The organism is Glycomyces algeriensis (assembly GCF_027622855.1).
GTDB lineage: Bacteria > Actinomycetota > Actinomycetes > Mycobacteriales > Micromonosporaceae > Glycomyces > Glycomyces algeriensis.
Window position 1 is genome coordinate 13,161 of record NZ_JAPZVR010000022.1, and the last position, 16,817, is coordinate 29,977.

General features: G+C 71.0%; 17 protein-coding genes, 1 tRNA gene and 1 riboswitch. Of the genes, 10 read left to right on the forward strand and 8 right to left on the reverse strand.

Going from position 1 to position 16,817, the window contains the following annotated elements:
• The first annotated feature begins 4 nt into the window (after window positions 1-4).
• The 4 genes from O2L52_RS23440 to O2L52_RS23455 are packed head-to-tail and all read left to right on the forward strand — an operon-like array spanning window position 5 to window position 2,528.
• Window positions 5-640 (forward strand): adenylate kinase, encoded by a 636-nt coding sequence (locus O2L52_RS23440; RefSeq protein WP_270118545.1) that lies wholly within the window; start codon window positions 5-7, stop codon window positions 638-640.
• 5 nt (window positions 641-645) lie between these two features.
• Complete coding sequence (gene map / locus O2L52_RS23445; RefSeq protein WP_270118546.1) at window positions 646-1,482, forward strand: type I methionyl aminopeptidase; 837 nt, start codon at window positions 646-648, stop codon at window positions 1,480-1,482.
• Window positions 1,483-1,506: 24 nt separating this feature from the next.
• Window positions 1,507-2,007, forward strand: coding sequence for a DUF1707 SHOCT-like domain-containing protein (locus O2L52_RS23450; protein WP_270118548.1), 501 nt, complete (start codon window positions 1,507-1,509; stop codon window positions 2,005-2,007).
• Between the two features lie 29 nt (window positions 2,008-2,036).
• On the forward strand, window positions 2,037-2,528 hold the full coding sequence (locus tag O2L52_RS23455; protein WP_270118549.1) for a DUF1707 SHOCT-like domain-containing protein: 492 nt from the start codon (window positions 2,037-2,039) through the stop codon (window positions 2,526-2,528).
• Window positions 2,529-2,577: 49 nt separating this feature from the next.
• Here O2L52_RS23455 and O2L52_RS23460 read toward each other — a convergent pair.
• A tRNA-His gene (locus O2L52_RS23460) sits at window positions 2,578-2,653 on the reverse strand.
• Window positions 2,654-2,719: 66 nt separating this feature from the next.
• Window positions 2,720-3,352 carry an oligoribonuclease gene (orn, locus tag O2L52_RS23465; RefSeq protein ID WP_270118551.1) on the reverse strand — a complete coding sequence of 211 codons (633 nt, stop codon included), beginning with the start codon at window positions 3,350-3,352 and terminating at the stop codon, window positions 2,720-2,722.
• Window positions 3,353-3,956: 604 nt separating this feature from the next.
• Here orn and O2L52_RS23470 point away from each other — a divergent pair.
• Window positions 3,957-4,913: a sigma-70 family RNA polymerase sigma factor gene (locus tag O2L52_RS23470; protein ID WP_344473172.1), complete on the forward strand. Its 957-nt coding sequence runs from the start codon at window positions 3,957-3,959 to the stop codon at window positions 4,911-4,913.
• 490 nt (window positions 4,914-5,403) lie between these two features.
• Here O2L52_RS23470 and O2L52_RS23475 read toward each other — a convergent pair whose 3' ends face one another.
• The 3 genes from O2L52_RS23475 to O2L52_RS23485 all read right to left on the reverse strand — a co-directional run bounded on the left by O2L52_RS23475 (window position 5,404) and on the right by O2L52_RS23485 (window position 8,765).
• Window positions 5,404-6,297: a C40 family peptidase gene (locus tag O2L52_RS23475; RefSeq protein WP_270118554.1), complete on the reverse strand. Its 894-nt coding sequence runs from the start codon at window positions 6,295-6,297 to the stop codon at window positions 5,404-5,406.
• Between the two features lie 109 nt (window positions 6,298-6,406).
• A riboswitch (cyclic di-AMP (ydaO/yuaA leader) is annotated at window positions 6,407-6,584 on the reverse strand.
• 423 nt (window positions 6,585-7,007) lie between these two features.
• Window positions 7,008-7,835 (reverse strand): spermidine synthase, encoded by an 828-nt coding sequence (locus O2L52_RS23480; RefSeq protein ID WP_270118555.1) that lies wholly within the window; start codon window positions 7,833-7,835, stop codon window positions 7,008-7,010.
• A gap of 285 nt (window positions 7,836-8,120) precedes the next feature.
• Entirely contained in the window at window positions 8,121-8,765 is a 645-nt protein-coding gene (locus O2L52_RS23485; RefSeq protein ID WP_270118557.1) for a MerR family transcriptional regulator, read from the reverse strand.
• A 223-nt stretch (window positions 8,766-8,988) separates the two neighbouring features.
• Here O2L52_RS23485 and O2L52_RS23490 point away from each other — a divergent pair, with 223 nt between their 5' ends.
• Window positions 8,989-10,530: a heparinase II/III domain-containing protein gene (locus O2L52_RS23490; protein WP_270118559.1), complete on the forward strand. Its 1,542-nt coding sequence runs from the start codon at window positions 8,989-8,991 to the stop codon at window positions 10,528-10,530.
• Here O2L52_RS23490 and O2L52_RS23495 read toward each other — a convergent pair.
• Window positions 10,477-12,201 (reverse strand): SulP family inorganic anion transporter, encoded by a 1,725-nt coding sequence (locus O2L52_RS23495; RefSeq protein ID WP_270118561.1) that lies wholly within the window; start codon window positions 12,199-12,201, stop codon window positions 10,477-10,479. The genes O2L52_RS23490 and O2L52_RS23495 overlap by 54 nt on opposite strands.
• A gap of 315 nt (window positions 12,202-12,516) precedes the next feature.
• Here O2L52_RS23495 and O2L52_RS23500 point away from each other — a divergent pair, with 315 nt between their 5' ends.
• On the forward strand, window positions 12,517-12,972 hold the full coding sequence (locus O2L52_RS23500; protein WP_270118562.1) for a hypothetical protein: 456 nt from the start codon (window positions 12,517-12,519) through the stop codon (window positions 12,970-12,972).
• Window positions 12,969-13,442: a hypothetical protein gene (locus O2L52_RS23505; protein ID WP_270118564.1), complete on the forward strand. Its 474-nt coding sequence runs from the start codon at window positions 12,969-12,971 to the stop codon at window positions 13,440-13,442. Before O2L52_RS23500 ends, O2L52_RS23505 begins: the two co-directional genes overlap by 4 nt.
• Here the strand turns inward: O2L52_RS23505 and O2L52_RS23510 are convergent.
• Entirely contained in the window at window positions 13,439-14,386 is a 948-nt protein-coding gene (locus tag O2L52_RS23510; protein ID WP_425554159.1) for a GNAT family N-acetyltransferase, read from the reverse strand. The genes O2L52_RS23505 and O2L52_RS23510 overlap by 4 nt on opposite strands.
• A gap of 97 nt (window positions 14,387-14,483) precedes the next feature.
• Here O2L52_RS23510 and fdxA point away from each other — a divergent pair, with 97 nt between their 5' ends.
• Together fdxA and dapC are read left to right on the forward strand one after the other, a co-directional pair.
• Window positions 14,484-14,804: a ferredoxin gene (fdxA, locus tag O2L52_RS23515; protein WP_270118568.1), complete on the forward strand. Its 321-nt coding sequence runs from the start codon at window positions 14,484-14,486 to the stop codon at window positions 14,802-14,804.
• 5 nt (window positions 14,805-14,809) lie between these two features.
• Window positions 14,810-15,925 (forward strand): succinyldiaminopimelate transaminase, encoded by a 1,116-nt coding sequence (gene dapC / locus O2L52_RS23520; RefSeq protein ID WP_270118570.1) that lies wholly within the window; start codon window positions 14,810-14,812, stop codon window positions 15,923-15,925.
• Window positions 15,926-16,001: 76 nt separating this feature from the next.
• Here dapC and O2L52_RS23525 read toward each other — a convergent pair whose 3' ends face one another.
• A complete protein-coding gene (locus O2L52_RS23525; protein WP_270118573.1) occupies window positions 16,002-16,484 on the reverse strand; it encodes a hypothetical protein in 483 nt (160 codons plus the stop codon).
• Window positions 16,485-16,817: the final 333 nt, after the last annotated feature.

The following is a 16,817-nucleotide window of genomic DNA, read 5'->3' on the forward strand; positions in this document are numbered from 1 at the left end:
AACTGTGCGACTGGTTCTCGTAGGCCCGCCCGGGGCCGGCAAGGGCACCCAGGCGGAGATCATCGCCGAGCGGCTCGGCGTCCCCAAGATCTCCACCGGCGACATCTTCCGCGCCAACGTCTCCGGCGGCACGCCGCTGGGGCTGAAGGCCAAGGAGTACATGGACGCCGGGAACCTCGTGCCCGACGAGGTCACCAACGATATGGTGGCCGACCGGCTGGCCGAGGACGACGCCAAGGGCGGCTTCCTGCTCGACGGGTACCCCCGCAACACCGAGCAGGCCAAGGTCCTCGACCGGGTCCTCGAAGCGGCGGGTGCGACCCTCGACCTGGCCCTGGAGCTGGTCGCGAGCGACGACGAGGTCGTGCGCCGCCTGTCCGGGCGCCGCGTCTCGAAGTCGACCGGCAAGGTCTACCACCTGGAGTTCGACCCGCCCGCGGATCCCGACTCCGAAGACCTGTACCAGCGCAGCGACGACCAGCCCGAGACGATCAAGAACCGCCTCAAGGTCTACGCGGAGCAGACCGCGCCGCTCGTGGGCTACTACGAGGGCCAGGGCAAGCTCGTGCGGATCGACGCGATCGGCGAGGTCGCCGAGGTCACCGAGCGCGCCCTGAACGCCATCGGCGCCGCGGAATAGCCACCGTGTTCCGCCGTCGCCAGCAGATCCAGTACAAGACGCCCGAGCAGATCCGCAAGATGCGGACCGCCGGCCTCGTCGTGGCCGAAGTGCACCAGGCCATGCGCGAGTCGGCCGGGCCGGGCGTGACGACGGCGGAACTCGACCGCATCGCCGAGCAGGTCATCCGCGACTGCGGGGGCGTGCCCTCCTTCAAGGGCTACGACATCGGCAACGGGCCCTACCCGGGCTCGATCTGCTCGTCGGTGAACGAGCAGGTCGTCCACGCGATCCCCTCCGAGGACGCAGTCCTCAAGGACGGGGACCTCCTGTCGGTCGACGTCGGCGCGATCGTGGACGGCTGGCACGGGGACGCGGCCATCACCATCGAGATCGGCCAGGTCGCCCCCGAGCTGACGGCCCTGCGGGAGGCCTGCGAGGCCGCCATGTGGGCCGGGATCAAGGCCGCGGCGACCGCGAAGCGCCTCGGCGGGATCTCCGCCGCCATCGAGCAGTCGGTCGACCACTCCGGCGAGTACGGGATCGTGGCCGGCTTCGGCGGGCACGGCATCGGCACGGAGATGCACCAGGACCCCCACATCCTCAACTACGGCCGCCCCGGCGAGGGCCCGAAGCTGCGCCCGGGCATGGCCCTGGCGATCGAGCCGATGATCACCCTCGGCTCGGAGGAGACCGCTGAGCTGGCGGACGGCTGGACGATCGTGACCGACGACGGCTCGATCGCCGCGCACGTCGAGCACACCATCGCGCTCTGCGAGGACGGCGTCTGGGTCCTCACGGCCCCCGACGGCGGGGTCGAACAGCTGGGCGACGCCGTCGCGAGCGCGGCTCGCGCGGAATAGGACCCCGGTGCCATAATTGGCACCGTGACCGAAGACCACGGCAAGCTGCGCATCTCGAACGCCGACCGCGACCTGGCGATCGCGCAGCTGCAGGCCGCTCTCGACGAAGGCCGCATCGACCTCGTGGAGTTCGACGAGCGCGCCAAGACCGCCTACGAGGCCAAGACGAACGCCGAGCTCGACCTCATCTTCGAGGACCTCCCCGGCGGGCGTCCGAAGGCGGGCGAGGTCGTCCCGGCCGGTCCGGCCGCCGAGACCGCCAGGGCCGAGCGCGCGCCCCGCGGCCGCAGTTGGTTCCACGACGTGCCCGCGCTCAGGGCCCTGATCCTCGTCGGCGGCATCTGCACCCTGATCTGGCTGGCCGGCTCGGTCTCCTCGGGGGAGTACGGCAACTTCTGGCCGGTCTGGCCGATCATGGGCCTCTCCATCGCCACGTTCGTGCAGCTGGTCAACCGCGGCCGCTGGGGCGATGACGACGAAGACGACGGGCCCCGGCGCGAGCGCCGCGGCCACGACTGGCACTGATCCCACCCCGCCCCCTAGGAGCCCAACGAATGTCCTCCCTCGAACGCTTCGGCGGCGACCGCGAGCTGCGGGTCGGCAACGCCGAGCGCGCCTCCTTGACCGAGATCCTGCGCTCCGCCGTGGACCAGGGCTACATCGACCTCGAGGAGTACGAGAAGCGCGTCGACATCCTCATGGCGGCGAAGACCGTCGGGGAGACCGAGATCGTCCTGTCGGACCTGCCGGCGTACCAGCGGGTCCTGCAGGCCCAGGCCGACGCGAACGTGCCTGACAAGCTGCACACCCCCGAATGGATCAAGTGGCTGTGGGCGGGCGTCTCGATCCCGATCGGGATCGTCACGGGCGTCTGGGCGTTCGTGTACTTCCTGACGGACAGCACCCAGTACTTCTGGCCGGTCTGGGCCGTCATCCCGCTGACCGTCGTCGCCTCGGTGCTCACGGTGGCCGAGCGGACCATCATCCGCCCGAGCGAGGAGCGCAAGCGCCGTGAGCGCCTGCGCCGCAAGCGGAACCAGGGCTGAACGCGCGAAAGCAAAGAGCCTCGCGGCATCGCCGCGAGGCTCTTTGCATTGGGGTGATCGACGGGGCTCGAACCCGCGACATCCTCGACCACAACGAGGTGCTCTACCAGCTGAGCTACGACCACCAAGACCGGTACCGCAGGAAAAACCTGGGACCGGCGACAATCATAGCCAAGCTTCCAGTGCTCCTGTCAACGGGGTTCGGTGTCGGCCGTCTCAGCGGCGTCCCGGGCGGTGCTCGCGGCAGCGGCCTTGGCCTCGTCGCTGCTCGGGCCGGGCAGCGGCACGAACAGGGTGCGCCGGTAGTACTCGAGCTCCTGCACGCTCTCCAGGATGTCGGCGAGCGCGCGGTGGGCGAGGCCCTTGGGCGGCTGGTTGTAGTAGACGCGCGGGTACCAGCGCCGGGCGAGCTCCTTGATGGAGGAGACGTCGATCATCCGGTAGTGCAGGTGGTCGTCCAGGCGCGGCATGTACTTGGTGATGAAGGTGCGGTCCGTGGCGATCGAGTTGCCGCACAACGGGGCCGTGCGCGCTTCGGGTACGTGCTGCTTGATGTACTCGAGGACCGTGTCCTCGGCTTCGGCGAGCGAGACCGGCGAGGCCCGCACTTCGTCGGTGAGCCCGGACTTGGCGTGCATGTCGGCGACGAACGCGCCCATGTTCTCCAGTGTCGACTCGTCGCAGGCTATGACGATGTCGAGTCCGGTGTCCAAAGGGGTGAGGTCGGGCTCGGTGACGAGTACGGCGATCTCGATGAGGGCTTCGGTCTCCGGGTCGAGGCCGGTCATTTCGCAGTCGACCCACACTAGGCGTTCTTCAGTCACCGGCCCAACTCTACGCGCAAGGGGCACGGATGGTGATCTACGAGGCACGCTGCCGGAAGCGGCCCCTCGAGGGCCGTGGAAGGAGGAAAATCGGAAGAACGAGAGGTGTTCGGAATCGGACATCAACGCCTGGGAAAAGTGTTGCTCGTCACCGCTACCGTCCGCTATGGTGCGGGTATCAGAGCGTCGCCGCCTTTGCGGCCCGGATCGCAGTGATTAGGGCCGCAAAAAGATGATCTCTCAACTTTTTCAAGGTAGGGCGCGTGTACCCCTAGAGATTGAAGGTTTGCGATGAAGCAAGCCGGAGACGATACCGTGACCAGGACTCGGGTCATCAGGCCTCTGCCGAGGTGAGGTGATCTCCATCTCAGAGGCATCATGAGCGCGACGCGCCCCCGTCTCAGAGATGGAAGCCGTGAACCGAGCTTAGCCGATGAAAACGGGTACCCGAAACGGTGCGAAGGCCTTAGGGCCACTGAATCGCATCGATTCCGTAACCGTGGCACATCGAACACCGGGGCACGGAATTCCACGCAACGAAGCGGTCGTTGTAACTGGTACACCGTTCACGCGGTGTCGGGGGACGAGGAAGCTGGAGGAGACCTTGAGCGTGGAGCAAACGACAACACCCACCCTCACCACCGAAGAGGTCGCTGAGGAACGAGACCTTGTGGGTGTCTACCTGCATGAGATCTCGAAGACGCCGCTGCTTGACGCCGCCGCCGAGGTCGACTTGGCGAAGGCTGTCGAAGCCGGTCTGTTCGCGAAGCACCTGCTCGGCGAGGGGGAGACCTTCGGCGACGCCACCGAGAAGGACCTGAAGCGCCTGATCGAAGACGGAGCGAAGGCGAAAGAGCAGTTCATCAAGGCGAACCTGCGGTTGGTCGTCTCGATCGCCCGCCGCTACGTCCGTTCCGGGATGCCGATGCTCGACCTGATCCAGGAGGGCAACACGGGCCTGGTCCGCGCCGTCGAGAAATTCGACTACCAGCGCGGCTTCAAGTTCTCGACCTACGCCACGTGGTGGATCCGCCAGGCCATCAGCCGGGCGATCGCCCAGCAGGAGCGCACCGTGCGCCTGCCGGTGCACCTGGTCGAGGACGTCAACCGGATGCGCAACGTCACCCGCCAGCTCACCCGTGAGCTCGGCGGCGACCCCGAACCCGAGCAGGTGGCCGCCGCACTCGGCGTCACCGTCGAACGGGTCCGGGAGCTCATCCGCTGGAGCCAGGACACCGTCTCGCTGGACACGCCGATCGGCGACGACGGCGACACCAACCTCGGCGACCTGGTCGCCGACTCCGACGAGCCCAGCCCCGAGGACGTCGTCCTCGCCGGCATGGAACGCCAGCGCATCGAGATGATGCTGAATCACCTCGACGAGCGCTCGGCGGGGATCGTCAAGGCCCGCTACGGGCTCGAGGACGGCCGCGAGCACTCGCTCACGGAGGTCGCGCACCGGTTCCACCTGTCGCGCGAGCGCATCCGCCAACTCGAGATCCAGGCGCTGGCCCGCCTCAAGGAGCTGGCCAACGACCAGGTCATGGCCGAAGCGGCTTGACTGCGTAAGCACTAGGACCGATAGCGGGAGGGCCGGGGCGAAAGCCCCGGCCCTCCCGTCGTACGCGGGGTCGGAATCGGGCCCGGGGTCCGGCCGGGGCTGCGGTGGCGGCGGCCGCGGGGCTCGTCGTGCCCGGCGCGGCGACATAGGGCATGCCCCTTCCCACCCGCATCCGCCTCCGACCAACCGAAAAGGACCACACTCCCATATGGGTACGACACTCGATCGTTCCCGCAGGTCACGAGCAGAATGATCGGGTTATGCGCAAATGATTGATGCGGGACGGCACGAACGGGCGTGGGCCGCCGCCCGGGGGGGGGGGGGCCCCCCCCGGGGGGGGGGGGGGGGGGCCCCCCCCCCGGCCCCCGCCCAGGGCATGGCCCGGGGGGGGGGCCCGGTTACCCGCCCCTCTGTGTGGGGGGGCCCCCCCCCGCGGGGGGCCCCCCCCCCGCGGGGGGCCCCCCCCCACGCCCGTTGGTGCCGTTCGGGGTCAGACCCGGCGGTACCCGTCGATGGACATGCCCATGTCGAGGTCCGAGATCTTCACGACGTCGCCCGGCTTGGGCGCGTGGATGACCTGGCCGTCGCCGATGTACATGGCGACGTGGTTCTGGCCGTTGTAGAAGACGAGGTCGCCCGGTTGCAGGTCGCCGCGGTCGATGCCGCTGGTCTCGTCCCACATGGTCCAGGTCGAGTGGGTCAGCGAGATGTCCGAGACGCCGTAGGCGCCCGCGATCAGGCCCGAGCAGTCCCAGGTGTCGGGGCCGGCGGCGCCGAACACGTACGACTCGCCGAGCTGGTCCCTGGCGAACTGGACGGCCGCGGTGGCGGCGTCGGCGCTGTAGGACGCGGTCGCCGAGTCGGACTCGGAGTCGGCGCTGGAGGTCGCCTCGCTGGACGCTTCAGCCTCGGCTTCGGCCTCTGCGGCGGCAGCGGCTTCGGCTTCTTCGGCCTCGGCCGCGTCGAGGGACTTCTCGGCCTTGCCGATCTGCTTGTCGAGGTCGGCGATCTCCTGCTGCTCGGTCTCGATGCCGGCCGCGAGCTCCTTGGCGGACTCGGAGGCGTCCTGCGCCTCCTCGAACTTGTCCGTCTGCTGCTGCGCGTAGGCCACCAGGCTGGAGACCTTCGCGTCGAGGTCGTCGTCGGCGGATTCGACCGCGGCGGTGACGACGGTGAGCTGCGCGTTGGAGGTGCCGTACTCGGCCGCTGCGGCTTCGATGACGGCCTTCGCCGCGTCGAGCTGGGTCTGGAGGTCCGCGAGGTCGGCGGCGGCGGCGTCGCGCTCGGTCTCGAGATCGGCGAGGTGGTCCTCGATCTCGGCGGCGGACGCGGAGGTGTAGTCGATGTCGGCCGCGTCGGCGTGCGTGCCGGCGAATGCCGTCACGAGCCCGACGGTGGCGAGGGTGACGCCCGTGTAGGCGGCGACGCGGCGAAGGATGGCGCTAGTTCGTGAACGTGCTTCGTGATCAGAGCAGGCGTGAGCCACAAGGTGGCCTTTCTTCCTCGGCCGCCTACCGGGTTAGCTGTCGGGTTCGGGCAGGGAAGTGCGCCCTACCCGCTGCGGCAGTGCTGCAGCGGGATTCACCCCGTGTGCCACGTGACTCTGCTTGCGAAGAGCTGGGGGACGCGGCACGGCTGGGTCCCCGGCCCGCGCATCGGTGTTTCGTCCAAGACCGGGAGGAACGGACGTCATGCGAGCGCGGCTCGGCGGTCCGGACGGGTGGGTCTCTGGGGGAGCCCTGAGGACCCGACCGGAACAGGCGCCGACGCTAATACATGGTGACCCGAATCGCCAAGCCCTCTGTGAGTCGCTCCACAGTCCAGTAACGGACAGTGAGGACGCACTGGGAGACAGGGCCACTATCCAGCGGGTTTATTGCCCGAACGGGTGAGGGGTCAGTGGTCCGGGCGGCGATGGCGCGAGTTGCGGCGCATCTGCGGGGCCGCTCCGGCTTCGGCCGCGCGGCGTTCGAAGGGTCCCGCGAACCGACGGTCGCGCATCCCGCAAGCGGAGCTCGGCTGGGTCCCCAGCCGCCGCGGGGACCTTGTCGACCCGGCTGCCCGCGTTCTCGGGGGTTGCGAGGTATGCGGCGGTCAGAAGCTGCGGAGCGAGCGCGGGGGCGGCGGGGACTGGATCGCGGTCGCGTCGGTGACCGGGGGAGCGCCGCCGATGTACTCCTTCAGCTCGGTGCCCTCGAGCACCCGGCACGGGAAGGCCGCGCCCGCGCAGCGGCGGCGCAGGGCCGCGATCGGCAGCTCCACGTCGGCCGCCACCGCGACCACGTTCCCGAACCGCCGGCCCCGCAGCACCGCGGGCTCGGCCATGACCGCCGTGTGCGGCCACACCGCGCCCATCGCCGCGAGCGCCGGCTTGAGGAACTTCATCTGGCCGCCGTCGCACAGGTTCACCGCGTAGTGCCCGCCGGCGCGCAGCACCCGCCGCGCGCCGTGCAGGAACTCGGTGCTCGTCACGTGCGCGGGCACGCGGGCGCCCGCGTACACGTCGGTCACGATGAGCTCGTAGCTCGCGTCGGGCGCGGCCTCGACCGCTTCGCGCGCGTCGGTGTGCCGGATCTTCACCTTCACGCCGCGCGGCAGCGGCGCCTCGGCCCGCACGAGCGCGACCAGCTCCTGGTTCGTCTCGACCGCCTGCTGGTACGAGCCGGGCCGCGTGGCGGCCACGTAGCGGGCCATCGCGAGGCCGCCCGCACCCAGGTGCAGCACCCGCAGCGGCTGCTTCGGCTCGGCCATCGCGTCGATGACGTACGCGATCCGCTGCATGTACTCGGCGTCCAGATAGGACGGATCGTCGAGGTCGACCGTGGCCTGGACGACGCCGTCGGCGACGAGGTGCAGCAGGTTCGGCCGGTCGGGATCGCGGTCGATGCGCAAGGCAGGCCGTTCGGCCTCGGACGGGTTCACGGACCCATTGTGCCCGAGGACCGGGCCGAGGCCCCTGCGCGAGGCGGTAAACGGATTCGAATCGGGGCCGAGCACGAACCGAGCCGCTCAGCGGCCGGAGTGTCCGGCATGGGCCGAGCACGAACCGAGCCTCTCAGCGGCCAGTGTCCGGCAGGGGCCGGGCAGAAGCAGCCCGCCGTTCGCGCGTCGGGTCGGCGGGGAGGACATGGTGGGACCCGAAGCGCCGCACGTGCCGCCGTTCGCGCGTCGGGTCGGCGGGACCGGATCGCCCGGCGGGGCCGGACCTCAGGGACCCTGCCCGGCCTGCGTCTTGGCCGAGGCCGCGACGTGCGCGATGCGCCGCAGCGCCGCGAACACCGTCTCGCCCAGCACCGTGGCCACCACCGCCTGCTCCACGTTCACGCCCTCGATCCGGGTCGCCTCCGCGATCGCCTCCATGTCCGCCGACGCCAGCGCCGCCGCCGCGTCGGCGTAGTGCCCGAGCACTTCCTGCGGATCGGGGTTTCCCAAGCGGTAGAAGGCGCTCAGCGCGGTGACCAGCGCGTCCCGGTAGTTCGGCGGGGCCACCTCGGCCCAGCCGTACTCGTGGAGCAGCTGGTCCACGGTGCGCTCGGCCGCCTCGGTCGTGCCCTCGCTCGCGAGCGAGAACTTCGGGTCCCGGTGGGTCGCCGCGAGGGTCGCGCCGAGCGCCTGGAACGCCGACTCCGGATGGCGCCCAAGCACGGTGAGGACTTCGCCGATCTGCGCGACCGAGAGCCCGGCGGTCTCGGAGAGGGCGCGGATGAGCGTCAGCCGGTGCACGTGGGCCGGACCGTACTCGACGGTGTTGCCCTCGCCGTGCTCCCCGGCCTGGAGCAGGTGCTCCCGCAGGTAGTACTTGATGGTGGCGGCCGGGACCCCCGTCCGCTCCGACAGCTCACCGATGCGCATACGAGGGAGTCTATGACGGAAAGCGCGCCCGCGTTACCGTTGAGCCCGGCAGGAACCCCCGCCTTGGATCCACCCCCGCTTTGGAAAGGCGACGGTCAATGACAGCCCCACGCCCTTACGCGCCTACCCGTCGCCCGCCCGCCACCCGACAACGAGGGCGCTGCGCGCCCGCCGCATTCAGCCGCTCGCTACGCTCGCTTCCCCGAACCGGAATGGCCGCGCCATGACTGACCCTCTCCGTTCCGCACTGCTCGAAGAGCTGCGCGAGATCGCCGCGCTTCCCGTGCCCGCCTTCGACCCGGACCTCGCCGACGACTACGCCGAGTCGGGCCGCCGCCTGCCGTTCGAGAACCAGTACTTCGCCCGCCGCCGCCACCTCGCGGCCCTCGCCCTCGTCGGTGACGGCGCCGTCCTCTCCGCCCTGATCGCAGACATCTGCGACGAGCGCTCCTGGGCCCTGCCGGCCCACTGGGACGACGGCGACCCGGCCGTCTGCGTCGACCTCTTCGCCTGCGAGACCGCCGGGGCCCTCGCCGAGATCCTGCGCCTGCGCGAGGACGTGAAGGACCCCGAGCGCGTCGAGGCCGAGATCCGCCGCCGCGTCCTCGACCCGTTCTTCGGTTCCGAGGACGCGTTCTGGTGGGAGGAGCGGTTCTCCAACTGGACCGCCGTGTGCGCCGGCGCCGCCGGGATGGCCGCCCTCGCCCTCGGCTACGACACGGACGTCATCCGCGGCCGCGTCCTGCCCGCCCTCCAGGCCTACCTGTTCTCATTCGGGCCCGACGGCGGCTGCGTCGAAGGCATCGACTACTGGGTCTACGGCTTCGGCTACTTCACCTACTTCGCCGAGGCCTGGCGCGACGCCACCGGCGAGGACCTCCTCGCCGGGACCGAGGCCATCGCCTCCTTCCCCGCGAACGTCCAGCTCTACCCGCGCTCCTTCGCGACCTTCGGCGACGCCCAGGACAACCCGTCGCTCCCTCCCGGGCTCCTCGCCCGCCTCGCCGACCGGCTCGGCGTCCCGCTCCCCGCGATCGAGCACGCGCCCACCTTCGCCGACGACTACTGCGCCCGCTGGGCCCACCTCACCCGCACCCTCGAATGGGGCCGCGAGCTCGGCGGGGAGATCGCGCCCGGCCGCACCCTCCTCGCCGACGTCGGCTGGTACGTCGAGCGCCGCCAGCTCGGCCGCCGCATGTGGTCGCTCGCGGTCAAGGGCGGCTACAACCAGGAGCCGCACAACCACCTCGACCTCGGGTCGTTCATCATCGCCGCGGACGGCGAGCAGCTCCTGTGCGACCCCGGCGCCGGCGAGTACACCGCCGCCTACTTCGGCGACGAGCGGTACGAGCAGGTCCACCCCTCCGCCGCCTGGCACTCCGTCCCCACCGTCGAAGGGGCCGAGCAGCAGGTCGGCGAGGACTCCCGCGCCGAACTCGTCTACACCGACGACGGCGTGGACGCCTACATCGACGCCTACGGCGACGGCGCGCTCCTGCGCAAGTTCACCTGGACCGAGAACGGCATCGAGCTCTTCGACGCCGGCCCCGAACTCGTCGAGTCCTTCGTCAGCCGCATCCGGCCCGAGACCGAGGGCGACCGCGCCACCTGGACCGGCGAGCGCGGCACCCTCGTCCTCCACGGCGTGGACCCCGAGACCGTGCGCATCGAGGACGTCGAGACCAGCACCCACCTCGGCCGGCCCGACCGGCTATGGGCGCTCCGCTTCGACTTCAGCGGCAGCCTCCGCTTCGAGCTGCTCTAGGAGCCCGTCGGCCTTGAGGCGCTGGCGGGCGGCGGCGATCGCCTCGCTGGTGTGCTCGAACAGCCGCCCCTGCTGGTAGAGCGGTTCCAGGATGCCCAGGGCCGCAAGCGGTTTGGCGTGCACCGGTTCGAGACCGGAGAGGTAGACCGCTATGCCGCGGTGCTCCAGGCGCTTGATCGCGTCCGCGAGCACCGTCGCCCCCGAAGCGTCCATCGTGGACACCCGGCTCATGCGCAGCACCACCACCCGCACGTCGGCGACGTCCAGGAGCTGCAGCAGGAACCGGTGCGCCGCCGCGAAGAACAGCGGGCCCTCGAGCCGGTACGCCACGATGTGCTCGTGGAGCAGCGCCGCCTCCTCGTCGTGGTGGTCCTCGTGCTCGATCGGCTCCTCCTCGACCGACACCGACCGCGAGATCCGCCCCAGCGCCAGCAGCCCCGCGAGCGCGATGCCCACCGCCACCGCCCACACCAGGTTGAGCGCCACAGTCGCCACGAGGGTCAGCCACATGACGGCCGCGTCCGCGCGCGTCGACCGCGCCAGCGCCAGCAGCGAGCCGACCTCGATCATCCGGATCGAGGTCGCGATGAGCACGCCCGCGAGCGCCGCGAGCGGCACGTGCGCCACCAGGGGCGCGAGCGCGAGCATCATGAGCGCCAGCACGATCGCGTGTGTCAGCGACGCGAGCCGCCCCGCGGCGCCCGACCGCACGTTCACCGCGGTGCGCGCCAGCGCGCCCGAGGACGGCATGCCGCCGAAGAACGGCGTCACCAGGTTCGCCACCCCCTGGCCGAACAGCTCCCGGTCGGGGTTGTGGTGCTGGTCCACGGTCATGTTGTCGGCCACCGTGGCCGACAGGAGCGATTCGAGCGCGCACAGGGCGCAGATCGCGACCGCCGCCGCCACGAGCTCGGGCATCTCCGCGAAGTCGAGGAAGTCCGCCTCCGGAGCCGGGATCGTGCGCGGCAGCGACCCGATGATCGCGACGTCGGCCGCGGCCCACCAGGTGGCGACGGTGGCGACGACGACCGCGAGCAGCGGCGTCGGGATCTGCGAGTGCAGGCGCGAGCCGAGCAGGATCGCGGCGGCCACGCCGAACGCGACCGCGGGCGGGGCCCAGTTCGGGTCGGCCGCGAACAGGCGCGCCGATTCCCAAGCGCCGCTGAGGATGTGCGCGTTCTGCGCGGGCAGCCCGAGCGCGGGCGGCAGCTGCTGCACCGCGATCACGATCGCTACCCCGGCGGTGAACCCCTCGACCACGGGCACCGGCACGTAGCGCGCGTAGCGGCCCGCGCCGGTGAGCGCGAGTGCGACGAGCATGAGCCCGGCCATGATGCCCACGAGCATCACGCCCGCGTGGCTGTGCGTGGCCGCGAGCGGCACCAGGACCACGGCCATCGTGCCCGTCGGGCCGGTGACCTGCAGGTTCGAGCCGCCCAGCAAGGCGGCGATCACCCCGGCGAGGATCGAGGTGATGAGCCCGGCGAACGCGCCGAGCCCCGAGGCGATCCCGAAGCCGAGCGCCAGCGGCAGCGCGACGACCGCGACGGTGAGGCCCGCGAGGAGGTCGGTGTGCCAGTGGCGGCCGAGGTGGAGGTAGTCGGACCGTTCGGGAAACAGCTGTCGGAAGCGTCGGCGTTTCGTGGCAGTTGTCTCTCGTACAGTGGTCATGAGGTGATTGTCCCGGATCGGTTGATCTGCAAGGACTTCCGCAGACCCCGGGCGCGTCGCCCGGACCGGGCGGCGCGACACGTTCGGGTGACACGAGCGCCGCGCGGGCCGGTTGCTGTCGGACCCGTGCGCCACGCTGGGCAGTATCTTCCCCTCTAGTGGTGGGTGGGGGCTAGTGGACGGTCTTCGGGCGGACATCGCCGAAAGCGCCCGGCGCCGCCGAGGGCGGCGCCCGAGCGCGCATCGCTGCCGCGCCTCCGCGTGCGCCCCGCGCTGCCGTTCCGCCCCTTCGCTTCCTGCCGTAGGATCGCGACCGTGCGTAAGAAGGGCCTCGAGACGGTGATCCGGGTCGGCGGCGCGGTGGTCGTCACCGCCGCGGCCGTGCTCGCGGCCGTCCTCGAATCCTTCCTCGTGCCGTACTACATCGGCGGGATCGCGGTCCCGATCGCCGGGGCGATCGCGTTCGTCGCGAACTGGCGCCTGGCGGCGCTGGCCGTGTACTGGACCGGCGGACGCTGGTCCGTGCTGCTCACCGCCCTCGCCTGGTTCGCGGTGGTCCTCGCCGCCTCCGCCCCCACGGAGGCCGGCTCGCTGGTGATCACCAGCGGCTTCAACGGCTACATGCTGCTCCTGGCGGGGACCGCCGGGATCGCCCTCGCGCTGTGGCAGTATTTTCGACCCAGGCCGAACGCCAAGGCCGCCCGACCCGTCGCCGGCCCCCCGGTCGCGGCGCAGGCCACCCCTACCGCTACGAAGGAGTCCCGACCGTGACCCTCCTCAGCCGCCTCCTGATGCCGCACTGGCCCTCGATCTACGGCTTCGGCCTCGGCCTGATCCTCGCCAACCTGGCCGGCCGGTTCGCCTCCACCAAATGGGGCGAGGGCACCGCGGTCGGCGACCTCGTGGGCGTCTTCACGTTCGGCGCGATGGCCGCCGTCGCGATCGCGGCCGGGATCTGGTGGGGCGTGCGCCGCCGCCGCCAGGAGATCACCGGCGAGCTCCTGCCGATCTTCGTGGTCGTCACCCTGTTCACCGTCCTGGTGAACCCGCTCATCGCCCGCGTCGACTACCCGACGCTCGACGGGGTCTTCTCGCAGACCCTCATCTACTTCGCGCTGCTGGCCCTCTCGGGCTGGGTCGGCTTCCTCATCGTGATGGCGCTCGGCGTCGACATGTACGGCCGCGAGCTCAAGGCCACCCGTATCGCCTGGGAGCGCAAGGCGAACCCGAAGGCCGCCTAGCTGCGAGCCCGGTACTGGTACCGGTAGCGCTCGGCGTAGCCGAGCCGCTCGTACATGGCGATCGCGGCCTCGTTGTCGGCCTCGACCTGGAGCGCGGCCCGCCGCGCTCCATTGCCGTGTCCCCAGGCCTCCAGTGCGCGGAGGATCTCGGTGCCGAGGCCCTGGCGCCGGAACGCCGGCAGGGTGCCGATGTTCGTGATCGCCACGAGGTCGCCTTCGACCGCGCCCCGGCCCCGGGCGGCGAGTTCGCCGCCGCGGTGGATCTCCGCGTAGCCCCGGCCGGGCCCCGATCCGAAGATCCGCGCCGCGACCGCGGGGGCCCCGCGCCCGACCTGCTCCAGCAGTGCCGCACCCGGCGCGTCCACGACCACGGCCTCGCCGTCGTACGCGGTGCTGTCTTGAGAGGCGCCGTCGAGGCGTTTCGTCATCACCGCGGTGCGGCCCTCGGCCTCCCAGCCGCGCGCCGCCAGTTCGTCGTCGAGCCGCTTTCCCACGCCCCCCGGCAGGGCGATGAGCGGCCGCGCGCCGCGCGCTTCGTACCAGTCGCCGACCGCCGCGAGCGCCGCGTCGGTCCCGCCGGGCGGCGCGGTCAGCGCCAGGACCGAGTTCGCGCGCCGCGAGAAGCCCTCGGCGTACCGCAGGAGCCAGCCGCCGAGCTCGGCGGTCTCCGGCGCGGGCCAGGTGGCGGCGAGGTGCCGTTCCAGTTCGAGGATCTCGGAGAACGGGGTCGGCTTGGGCGGTATCGCCCGTGCCGCGACGACCGCGGACGCGTCGATCGTGACCGCCGTCCCGGAATGCGCCACACTGTCGGGCAGCACGCGCCAGAACGCCGGGCCCATCTCGATAAGCTCACCGGTGACATCCGTGAACCGGCGACCCGGTTCGGGGTTGGCCAACCTGATCCGAACCGCCACTCGCCGACCGACGTGCTCTGGTCCCAGCATCTGGCGCACCCCCTGCCTTCGGGTCTATACATGGAAATAGGCTCTAGGCTCATCTCAGCGCAGTCCGCCCGATTGCGCGCTGTAGGAAGGACGACTCGTGACTTACGTAATCGCCGAGCCGTGCGTGGACCTCCTCGACAAGGCCTGCATTGAAGAATGCCCTGTCGACTGCATCTACGAAGGCAACCGTAAGCTCTACATCCACCCTGACGAGTGCGTCGACTGCGGTGCATGCGAGCCGGTGTGCCCGGTCGAGGCGATCTTCTACGAGGACGACGTCCCCGAGGAGTGGGCCCCGTACACCAAGGCCGAAGTCGACTTCTTCGACGAGATCGGCAGCCCCGGCGGCGCCTCCAAGGTCGGCAAGATCGACAGCGACGTCCCGTTCGTGGTCGCGCTGCCCGCGAAAGAGGAGTAGCCGCGATGGCGCTGCGCCGTCTTCACAGCGCCTCCCCGGCCAGGCGGCTGCCGCGCTTCCCATGGGACCGCATGGCCCCGTATCAGGAGCGCGCGGCGGCCCATCCCGGCGGGATGGTCGACCTCACGGTCGGCGCCCCCGTGGACGAGGTGCCCGAGTCGATCCGGCAGGCGCTCATCGACGCATCCGCCCGGCCCGGCTACCCGACGGTGGCCGGCCCGGCGGCGCTCCGCGAGGCGATGCGCTCGTGGCTCCACCGGCACACGGGTGTGGCCGAGGACGTCGCGGTCCTGCCGACCGTGGGTTCCAAGGAGCTGGTCGCGAACCTGCCGCTGCAGCTCGGCGTCGGCCCCGGCGAAGCCGTGGCCTATCCCGAGATCGCCTACCCGACGTACGAGATCGGCGCGATCCTCGCGAAAGCGGACGCGGTGCCGGTGGCGGACCCGCGCGACGCCGCGGGCTCGCGCCTGCGCCTGGCGTGGATCAACTACCCGACCAACCCGACCGGTGAGGTCGCCTCCGTCGAGCACCTGCGCGACCTGGTCCGCTGGGCCCGGGACAGCGGCGTGGTGCTCGCCAGCGACGAGTGCTACCTGACGCTCGGCTGGGACGACGAGCAGCCGCCCGTGTCGGTCCTCGACCCGCGCGTGAACGACGGGGACCTCACGGGTCTCCTTGCGGCGCACTCGCTTTCGAAGCGCTCGAACCTGGCCGGATACCGCTCCGCGTTCCTCGCCGGGGACCCCGGGCTCATCGCGGACCTCCTGGAGATCCGCCGCCACTCGGGGTTCATGGTCCCGTGGGCCGTCCAGCAGGCCACCATCGCGGCCCTGCACGACGAGTCGCACGCGATCGAGCAGCGCGCCCGCTACGGGCACCGGCGCAGCGTCCTGCGCGGCGCGGTCGAGGCCGCCGGCTTCCGCATCGACCACTCGACCGCGGGCCTGTACCTCTGGGCCACGCGCGGCGAGGACTGCTGGGACACCGTGCAGTGGCTCGCCGACCGCGGCATCCTCGCCGCGGCGGGGGAGTTCTACGGCGCCAAGGGCGGGCAGCACGTGCGCCTGTCCCTCACCGCCACCGACGACGCGATCAACGACGCCGCGCAGCGGCTGAAGTAGCGGCTGGCGCGGTAACGAAGACACGGCGAAGGGCCCGCGGCTGGAAGCCGCGGGCCCTCGTTCGTCGCGGCGAGTCCTACTCGGCGACCGGCGGTGCGACCGGCGGCGGCGGCAGTTTCGCCAGGGCGTCCTGGCACTGCGTGGTCAGCGCGGCGATGTCCGGCAGCGGCGCGTCGCCGCCGGGGGCCGGTGCCGGCGGCGGCGGCAGCTGCTCCGAGCCCTCGACCGGCGGCGCCGGCGCGGCCGGCGCGTCGGCCGGCAGCGCGGCCAGCAGGTCGGTGACGCATTTGAGCAGGTCGGGCAGTTTCGCCAGCGCCGTCGGGTCGGGCAGTCCCGGAGGCGGGTCGACCGGCAGCGGCGGCAGCTGCTCGCCGTTGACGGTCTGGACCGCGTGAGTCCCGACGGCGTGAGTCTCGACCGCGTGAGTTTCGACCTCGGCCGCGCTGACGGCCGGTGCGGCCGCGAGCATCGCGAGCGGGACGGCGGCCCCGACCACGACGGCACGCCAGGTCCCCTTGGTGGATTCGGTCTCGGCTTCGGTGTGTTCTCTGTTGAACATGGACAATGCCATGAGGATTGCTCCCGTTTGATCGTCGGCTTTCCCGGCTCAGGCGCGGTCCGTGCGAACCGCCGGTGGGGGCGACTCGGCCGCCCTTCGACACCGAGATGTCTACTTTCCGTAGCACTTTAAGGACTCATCGTGACCAACGCTTGGCTTCGCTGAAAACAAACCGCACCCCTGTCGCACGAGTAAGCCGACTTCACCGGAGTTGACCTGGAGCAATGCCGAAACATGAGGTACATCGTCCGAAAGTCGACAATCCACCGCGGACCCCCGGCGGAGGTCCTAGGACCAGAACCCCATGGCACATGTCGGACCCTTCGGCCACAC

What these genes read in the sequence shown, in the direction of transcription:
- O2L52_RS23455 (WP_270118549.1), top strand. Translation starts at nt 2,037, where the DNA reads ATGTCCTCCCTCGAACGCTTCGGCGGCGACCGCGAGCTGCGGGTCGGC.
- O2L52_RS23485 (WP_270118557.1), bottom strand. Translation starts at nt 8,765, where the DNA reads ATGCGCATCGGTGAGCTGTCGGAGCGGACGGGGGTCCCGGCCGCCACC.
- O2L52_RS23490 (WP_270118559.1), top strand. Translation starts at nt 8,989, where the DNA reads ATGACTGACCCTCTCCGTTCCGCACTGCTCGAAGAGCTGCGCGAGATC.
- O2L52_RS23495 (WP_270118561.1), bottom strand. Translation starts at nt 12,201, where the DNA reads ATGACCACTGTACGAGAGACAACTGCCACGAAACGCCGACGCTTCCGA.
- O2L52_RS23510 (WP_425554159.1), bottom strand. Translation starts at nt 14,386, where the DNA reads ATGCTGGGACCAGAGCACGTCGGTCGGCGAGTGGCGGTTCGGATCAGG.
- dapC (WP_270118570.1), top strand. Translation starts at nt 14,810, where the DNA reads ATGGCGCTGCGCCGTCTTCACAGCGCCTCCCCGGCCAGGCGGCTGCCG.
- O2L52_RS23525 (WP_270118573.1), bottom strand. Translation starts at nt 16,484, where the DNA reads ATGTTCAACAGAGAACACACCGAAGCCGAGACCGAATCCACCAAGGGG.